Annotated in this window: 6 protein-coding genes and 1 pseudogene; 2 read left to right on the forward strand and 5 right to left on the reverse strand. The window is 73.0% G+C overall.

All coding sequences use genetic code 11. The annotated features are described in order from the left end of the window. Positions 1 to 374: 374 nt before the first annotated feature. Positions 375 to 1025 carry a TetR/AcrR family transcriptional regulator C-terminal domain-containing protein gene (locus tag CCN35_RS05525; protein ID WP_067390323.1) on the reverse strand — a complete coding sequence of 217 codons (651 nt, stop codon included), beginning with the start codon at positions 1023 to 1025 and terminating at the stop codon, positions 375 to 377. A 73-nt stretch (positions 1026 to 1098) separates the two neighbouring features. On the opposite strand from CCN35_RS05525, the gene CCN35_RS05530 reads away from it, so the two are divergent. Then, a complete protein-coding gene (locus CCN35_RS05530; protein WP_067390320.1) occupies positions 1099 to 2502 on the forward strand; it encodes an FAD-dependent oxidoreductase in 1404 nt (467 codons plus the stop codon). A 322-nt stretch (positions 2503 to 2824) separates the two neighbouring features. Here CCN35_RS05530 and CCN35_RS05535 read toward each other — a convergent pair whose 3' ends face one another. Together CCN35_RS05535 and CCN35_RS05540 are read right to left on the reverse strand one after the other, a co-directional pair. Further along, the gene (locus tag CCN35_RS05535) at positions 2825 to 4165 is read right to left on the reverse strand and encodes a globin domain-containing protein (protein WP_086791701.1); all 1341 of its coding nucleotides are present in this window, start codon (positions 4163 to 4165) and stop codon (positions 2825 to 2827) included. Positions 4166 to 4499: 334 nt separating this feature from the next. Next, positions 4500 to 5297 carry a nucleotidyltransferase family protein gene (locus tag CCN35_RS05540; protein ID WP_086791703.1) on the reverse strand — a complete coding sequence of 266 codons (798 nt, stop codon included), beginning with the start codon at positions 5295 to 5297 and terminating at the stop codon, positions 4500 to 4502. Between the two features lie 104 nt (positions 5298 to 5401). Between CCN35_RS05540 and CCN35_RS05545 the strand changes: the two genes are divergently transcribed. Beyond that, on the forward strand, positions 5402 to 5827 hold the full coding sequence (locus CCN35_RS05545) for a RidA family protein (protein WP_086791705.1): 426 nt from the start codon (positions 5402 to 5404) through the stop codon (positions 5825 to 5827). Positions 5828 to 6066: 239 nt separating this feature from the next. Here the strand turns inward: CCN35_RS05545 and pip are convergent, their stop codons facing one another. Then, positions 6067 to 7029: a prolyl aminopeptidase gene (pip, locus tag CCN35_RS05550; protein ID WP_067390309.1), complete on the reverse strand. Its 963-nt coding sequence runs from the start codon at positions 7027 to 7029 to the stop codon at positions 6067 to 6069. 37 nt (positions 7030 to 7066) lie between these two features. Continuing rightward, a pseudogene (locus CCN35_RS05555) lies at positions 7067 to 7265 on the reverse strand (hypothetical protein); the annotation flags it as partial.

The following is a 7265-nucleotide window of genomic DNA, read 5'->3' on the forward strand; positions in this document are numbered from 1 at the left end:
CCGCGGGAAAGCGTCGAAGCACCGTCCGCCCCTTCACCTGGCACCTCCCATGTCGTGCTGCAAACGAAGATTTAAACGCCCGGCACGAGGCGAAGGTCCCGTCCGGTGACGGTACTGAGATCAACCCGACACGAGTTCACCGCCGAAGTGCGTCCCACCTCACACCTTCCGCCGCTTCCGGAACGCTCCGCCGCGCTTCGCGCACTCTCCGTGCCCCACCTTCGTCCCTTCGTCTTCGTCCCTTCGCCTTCGTCCCCCCGCAGGCCCTCGATCCCCGGCGCCCGGGGCGGGAGGCCGAGGCCGCCCCGGGCGCGGCGGTCCGGACGGGCCGCCGTTCGCGGACGCCCCGGACGGCCGGCCCGGGACGAGGAGCCTCAGTCGATCCCGTACCGCGCCGCGATGCCGTCGATCACGATCTCCAGCCCCTCCGTGAAGTGCCGGTCGTAGTCGGCGAAGATCTCGGCGCCCGCGGCGGCGGCCAGCGGGAAGTCCTCCATCGCCCGGGCGCGTTCCTCGAGGTCGAAGCCCTCACGCCGCTGACCGGGCAGCGGTTCGGTGCCCTGTTCCTCGGTGACGAAGCCGAGCGTGTACACATACGTCGTCGTGATCGCGCGGACCGCCTGGGCGAGGGTGAAGCCGGTGGCCGTGAAGAGGCGCAGATTGTCCTCCATCTGCTCGGCGTGCACGAGGCTCGTGAAGCGTGAACCGCTGAAGACCTTCGCGCCGTCGCGGTAGCCGCGCAGCGTCGTACGCAGGGCGTGGTTGCTCTTGCGCAGCCGTTCCCGCCAGGTGTCCGCGGGGTCGGGAGACGTCCCGGCGATCATCCGGCGGAACATCTCCGTGGCCATCTCGTCGAGCAGCGCCTGCTTGTCCTTGAAGTGCCAGTACAGGGCGGGCGCCTTGACGCCCAGCTCGCGGCCGATGGCGCTGAGCGTCAGTCCTTCCAGGCCCACCTCGTTCAGGAGGTTCAGGGCGGCGTCCGCCACCCGCTTGCGGTCGAGGGGCACACGGCGTTTCGTACTCACGCTTGACAGCTTAACGCCGTTAAGGGCATCGTCGTGACCAGCGGAACTTAACGCCGTTAAGGAGCGTGGACGCATGACTGCACAGGTGGACACCGTGGACGTCCTGGTGGTGGGCGCCGGCCCCAGCGGGCTGACCCTCGGCATCGACCTCGCCCGGCGCGGGGTGGACGCGCTCGTCGTCGAACGGGGCGACGGGCTGTTCCCCGGCTCGCGCGGCAAGGGATTCCAGCCGCGCACCCTGGAGGTCTTCGACGACCTCGGGGTCCTGGACGCGATCCGCGCGGCCGGCGGCACCTACCCGGTCGGGATGGTCTGGCAGGACGGGCGGCGCATGGGCGAGCACCGGATGTTCGACCCGGTGCGGCCGACCGAGGACGCGCCCTACAACGAACCGTGGATGGTGCCGCAGTGGCGCACGCTGGAGATCCTGCTGGCGCGACTGCGCGAGCTGGGCGGGCGGATCGCCTTCCAGCGGGAGGTGGCCGGCCTCACCCAGGACGAGGACGGGGTGACCGTGCACTTCGCCTCCGGCCCCGGCCTGCGGGCCGCATACGTGGTCGCCGCCGACGGAGGCCGCTCGACGGTGCGCCGGGCGCTCGGCATCGGCATGACCGGCGAGTTGGTCGACCCGAAACCCATGCTGGTGGCGGACGTCCGCATCACCGGCCTGGACCGCGACAACTGGCACCTCTTCCCGCCGCACGGGAAGAGCGACGATCTCATGGCGCTCTGCCCTCTCGCGGGCACGGAGGACTTCCAGCTCATGGCGCAGTTCCCGGAGGGCACCGCGGTGGATGTGTCCCCGGAGGGCATACGCAAGGTCGTCGCCGCCCGCTCGCACCTCTCCCCCGAGGACGTGACCGAGGTGCGGTGGGCCTCGGGGTTCCAGCCGCGCACCGCCCTGGCGGACCGCTTCCGCGAGGGCCGGGTCTTCCTCGCCGGGGACGCGGCGCACCTCCACTCACCGGCCGGCGGCCAGGGTCTCAACACCAGCGTGCAGGACGCCTACAACCTGGGCTGGAAGCTGGACGCGGTACTGCGGGGCGAGGCACCCGCCTCGCTGCTCGACACCTACGAGGAGGAACGGCGGCCGATCGCCGCCGACATGCTCGCCCTGACGACGAGCGTTCACCGCGGCGAGACCCGCCGCGGCGAGGCGACCCGCCAGCTCGACCTCCACTACCGGACCTCCTCCCTCACCGAGGAGACCCGCACCACCCCGGGCCCGCTGCGGGCGGGCGACCGCGCGCCGGACGGGACGGTGGCGGGAGTACGGCTGTTCGACGCCTTCCGGGGGCCGCACTGGACCCTGCTGACGCTGGGTGCAAACGCACCGCGGTGGTACGGCCCGGGGGTGTTCCTGATCCGTCCGGACGGCTATGTGGGCTGGGCCGGGGACACCACAAAGGGGCTGGAGGAGTACGTCCGGCGCGTGGGCGCCAAGGACGTGCACCGGATCCCCCGGTGCTCCGGCTGAACCGGCCCGCGTCCGCCCGTGCGGCCCGGACGCCCCGGGGTGACCGGCACCGGGCCCGCACAGCGGGTTGTGCCCGTCGCCGCCGGCGGCGGAGGGATCGGCAGGACGGCCGGCCGTGCCTCCGCCGCCGAGGGGCCAATGCGGCCGTGCACCACCCCGCCCCGGAGGAAGCCCCGCCTCCGGCGACGGTGCCCCAGCCGGGCCGAGCCGGCCCGGGACGGGGCGGTTCCGAGCGGGAACGGGCCCTGGCCCGGGCCGGGAACCGTCCCCGGCCGGCCGGGGTCGCACGCCGTGGACGAGGGTCCGACCGGTCGGGGACCGGTCAGGCCGGGACCGGCTGTCCCGGGAACTCCTGGGCTCCGGCCGGGCCGAAGCCCTCCGCGGACCGGGGCAGGTCGCGCGGGCCGGCCGGCAGCAGGTCGTGGAGGACGCGTTCGGCGGGCAGCCCGGCGTGGGCGAGGGCGGCCGTCACCGTCTGGACCATCGCCGGGGGCCCGGCGAGCAGGGCACGGCCGCCCGCCGAGGGACCGCTCCGGGTCACCGCGCGGACCAGCTCGCCGTACACGTCCTCCCCCTGCGCCGTGCCCGTCACCGGGATCACGGTCAGCCACGGGCGGCGCCGTTCGAGCCCGGTCAGGTACTCGGTGTCGTACAGGTCGGACAGCGCGTCGGCCCCCAGGAAGAGCCGCACCCGGGGCATCCCGGGCGCCGTCCGCGCACGGCCGTCCAGCTCCTGCAGCAGTGCCTTCATCGCGGCCCAGCCGGTGTCCCAGGCCACCAGCAGCAGCTCGTCCACCGGTTTCTCGTCGAGCCTCAGATTCCCCTTGGGAGGCCCGAGCTGTATCCGGTCCCCGACCGCGGTGTGGTGCACCAGGGCCTCGCTCACCCCGCCGGGGCCGGTGCACCGGACGTGGAGCTCCAGCTCTCCCTCCCGGCCGGGCACACCGGCCAGGTAGTACGAGCGCCAGGTGTGCGGCAGCCGCGCGGACTCCAGCGCGGTGTACTGCCCGGCCCGGTGCGGGAAGGGCTCGTGCGGCCGGACGCGGAGCACCGCCAGGTCCGGGCCGATCAGCCGATGCCCGGTCACCGTGGCCTGCCAGCACGGAGGTTCACGCAGTGCGGCGTCCGCCCCCTGCACCATGGCCGTGACGCCGAACCGCAGCATCCGCACCCACGCCTGCTCGAGTTCCTCGGTCCAGTGCTCGCCGGCGCGGATGCGCAGTGCCTCGCACAGCGCGGCTTCGAACGCGGCGTACTGCGCGGGACGCACACCGAGCTTGCGGTGGTCGCGGCCCAGCTGGTTGAAGGTCGCGACGACCTGCTCGGGCTTGTCCAGGTTCTCCAGCAGATACCAGAACGCCCGCGCCAGATGGGCCTGCTGGAACTCCATCGTGGCGGGGAAGAGCGACCGCAGCGAGGGATGCCGGGTGAACAGCGCCTGGTAGAGGTGGGCGATCAGCTCCTCGAACGGGGTCACCAGATCGAGGTGCCGCATGATGATCCGCTGGTCGGCGGCCCCGTCGTAGGGCTGCCCGGCCGGGTTCCCGAAGCCGCTGCCGTGGTCCGCGTCCGGGCCGCCTCCGGGGGAGAGCAGCTGCCGGCGCAGTCGCATCGCGTCGTGCCGGGCGAGCAGTGCGTGGTACGTCGCGTCTCCCGCGCTCATGATCGGCGGCTCCTCCGCATCTCGTGCCCGAGGGCGGTGGGGGCGCTGCCCGGGAGCTGGCGGATGGGTCGAGGCATGAGTGGGCTCCTGAAGGACATGCAGAAAGCGGTGGACGGACACGATGGGCAAAGCCGATCCGCCCGCTGAAACCGCGGGCCAGTATGGCATTAAGGACAAATGACCCAACGGCCCTGGTCGGAAGGGCCGTTGGGCCCTGGACAGGGCCGGGGAAACGATCATCGGCGGGTGGGGCCGCCCGGCCGTGAGGCATCCGGGCGGCATCCGGTCCGAAGGGCTCCCGGGGCACCCGGCCCGTTCCGGTGTTCCGGTGTGCTCAGTCCGTACGGCCGCCGGACCCGTCGGCGGGAGGAAGCCGCACGGCCCGCCGGATCAGCGCTCCGGTGTCCTCGAGGGCGGCGAGCAGCGACCCGGGCCCGGGCTCCAGCCCGGCCACGATGTCGTCGGCCCCGCACAGACCCGCGCGGGCGATCAGGCCCTTGTCGTTGGTGGTCCACTCGCCCCGGGCGGCGAGCACCGCGTGGGCGGCCTGGGTCGCGGCGAGGGCGATCGCGCCGGCGACCTGGGTGACCGCACCTCTCGGGGCGTGGCCGGCCTTGGCGTAGGCGAGGGTGGCGGTGGCCAGGCCGTACCAGTGCCCGGGCGCCGACTGCCGCAGGGCCGGCGGATAGCCGGCGGGGCGGGGCAGTTCACCGCGCAGCACCTGGTTGATCGCGAGCTCCGCCACCACCAGGTAACTGGGGATCCCGGCGAGGTGGAACAGCAGCGGCTCCACCCGGAACCGCCCCTGCTCCGCCTCCGCCCACTCGTGCTCCACGACGTCCAGGTCCCGGTAGTGCACGTCGACCCGCCGCCCGTCGATCGTCAGCCAGGCCCCGCCGTTGAACACGCCTCCGCCCCAGGCCCCGATCTCGGAGACCTCCCCCTCCCAGCCGACGGCGCGCAGATCGGCCGGGTCGAAACGGCCGCGGTAGTAGAGGGCGAGATCCCAGTCGCTGTCGGGCCGGTGGGTTCCCCGGGCCCGGGATCCGCCGAGGGCCACGGCCCGGACTCCGGGGAGGGCGGCCAGGCGGTCGGCGGTGTCCCGCAGGAACGAGGAGTCGTCGTCCGTCATGAGGTCATCCCTGCGTCGGTCAATTCCTGTGACACCACTCTTTTTCCGGTCCATGATCGGAAAGAAGGTCCTCGTGTCCGTCCCACTCGCTCCAGGAGTCCGCCGTGATCCGTCGTGTCACCGCTCCCGCGCTCTTCCCTCCGCCCGCCTACTCCCACGCCTCGGTCGTCGAGGCGGGGACGAAACTGGCGTTCCTCGCCGGATCCGTGCCGCTGGACGCCGACGGCGAGCTGGTCGGGGCGGGAGATCCGGTACGGCAGGCCGAGCAGGTGCTCGCCAACCTGGCGGAGCAACTGCGGGCGGTCGGAAGCGACTTCGCCCATGTGCTGTCCACCGACGTCTACGTCGTCACCACCGAGCCCGCCGTGCTCGCCGCCGTGTGGAAGGTGGTGGAGGCCTCCGGGCTCAGCACGGGGCCGCACTCGTCGACACTGCTCGGGGTCTCCTGCCTCGGGTACCCCGGACAGCTGGTGGAGATCACCGCGACGGCCGCCGTACCGGAGCAGCCCGAGGAAGTCCGCACACCCTGAGAGCGCCGCCCCGCCAGGACGTCACCGGGCTCCCCCGCACCCGCTGCCCTCCGCCCGCGGTGAGCCAGGGTCTGCTCGGTGCGTCTTCGTGTCCGGCTCCGCGCTCCTCGGTGACGGTGCCCGTGCCGGTGCCTGGACGGTGCTTCGGCGGTTGAGCGCTCGTCCCGAGGGCGGCGCAGGGCAGTGGGCGGGTGCTTCCGGCCGCTCGTGGGCGGGGCGGCGTCGAGGGCGACGGCCGCTCACCGTCGGGCGTATGTGTCCGTCGCCCTCACCAGCGCGTCCGTCATGGCCGGGGCGCCCGCGTCGTGGCCGACCTGGTCGACCATGACCAGTTCGCTGTCCGGCCAGGCGTGGTGGAGGCGCCAGACGGTGCCGAGGAGGTTGCCGAAGTCGAGGCTGCCCTGGACGAGGGTGCCGGGGATGCCCTTGAGCAGGTGGGCGTCGCGGAGGATCACGCCCTCGTCGTTCCCCTCGCCGAGGAAGTGGTCGTTGCCGAAGTAGTGGGTGACCGTGCGGGCGAAGGCCATGCGGAAGACGGGGTCCTCGTAGCGCGCGACGGAGCGGGGCGGGGCGGGGATGATCGCCGTCTCCCAGTCGGTCCAGGCGCGCGCCGCCCGTTCCCGGACGGCCGGGTCGGGGGACTCGAGCAGGCGGTTGAAGGCGGCGGCGAGGTTGCCGTCCCGCTCGTGCTCGGGCAGCTCGGCCAGGAAGCGCTCGAACGCCTCCGGGAAGATCTTTCCCAGGCCGCGGGTCAGCAGGGCCACCTCGGGGTTCGAGCCGGTGGCGACGGCGGTGAGGACCAGTTCGGAGACTGCGGCGGGGTGGGTCTGGGCGTAGCGCAGCGCCAGGACCGAGCCCCAGGAGACGCCCCACACCAGCCATCGCTCGATGCCGAGGTGGCGGCGCAGCAGCTCCAGGTCGGCGATCAGGTGCGCGGTGGTGTTCACGCTCATGTCGGTGTCGTACGCGCTCGCGTGCGGCGTGGAGCGTCCGCAGCCGCGCTGGTCGAGCAGCACGATCCGGTACGCGTCGGGGTCGCAGTAGCGCCGGTATCCGGGGGTGCAGCCGGAGCCCGGTCCGCCGTGCAGCATCACCGCAGGTTTGCCCCGCGGGTTGCCGCAGGTCTCCCAGTAGACGCGGTTGCCGTCACCGACGTCGAGCATGCCGTGGTCGTACGGTTCGATCTCCGGGTAAAGGCCCATCGGGGCACCCTAGACGGGGCGCGACGGCCCTGTCCTCCTATTTTTCGCGCTGCCCTTCGAGGGGTCCTTCGTGCTGTTCCCGGGGCAGGCCGGCCGTCCGCGCCGCCGTGCGCAGGACGGCGCGCAGCATCCCGGGGGTGAGCTTGCCGGTGAAGGTGTTGCGCTGGCTGACGTGGTAGCAGCCGAAGAGGGTGATGCCGTCGAGGGGGACCCGGGCGGCGTGGGCGAAGGGCGGG

Origin of the sequence: Streptomyces thermovulgaris (assembly GCF_002155915.1) — a bacterium.
In the GTDB taxonomy this organism is placed as follows: domain Bacteria; phylum Actinomycetota; class Actinomycetes; order Streptomycetales; family Streptomycetaceae; genus Streptomyces; species Streptomyces thermovulgaris.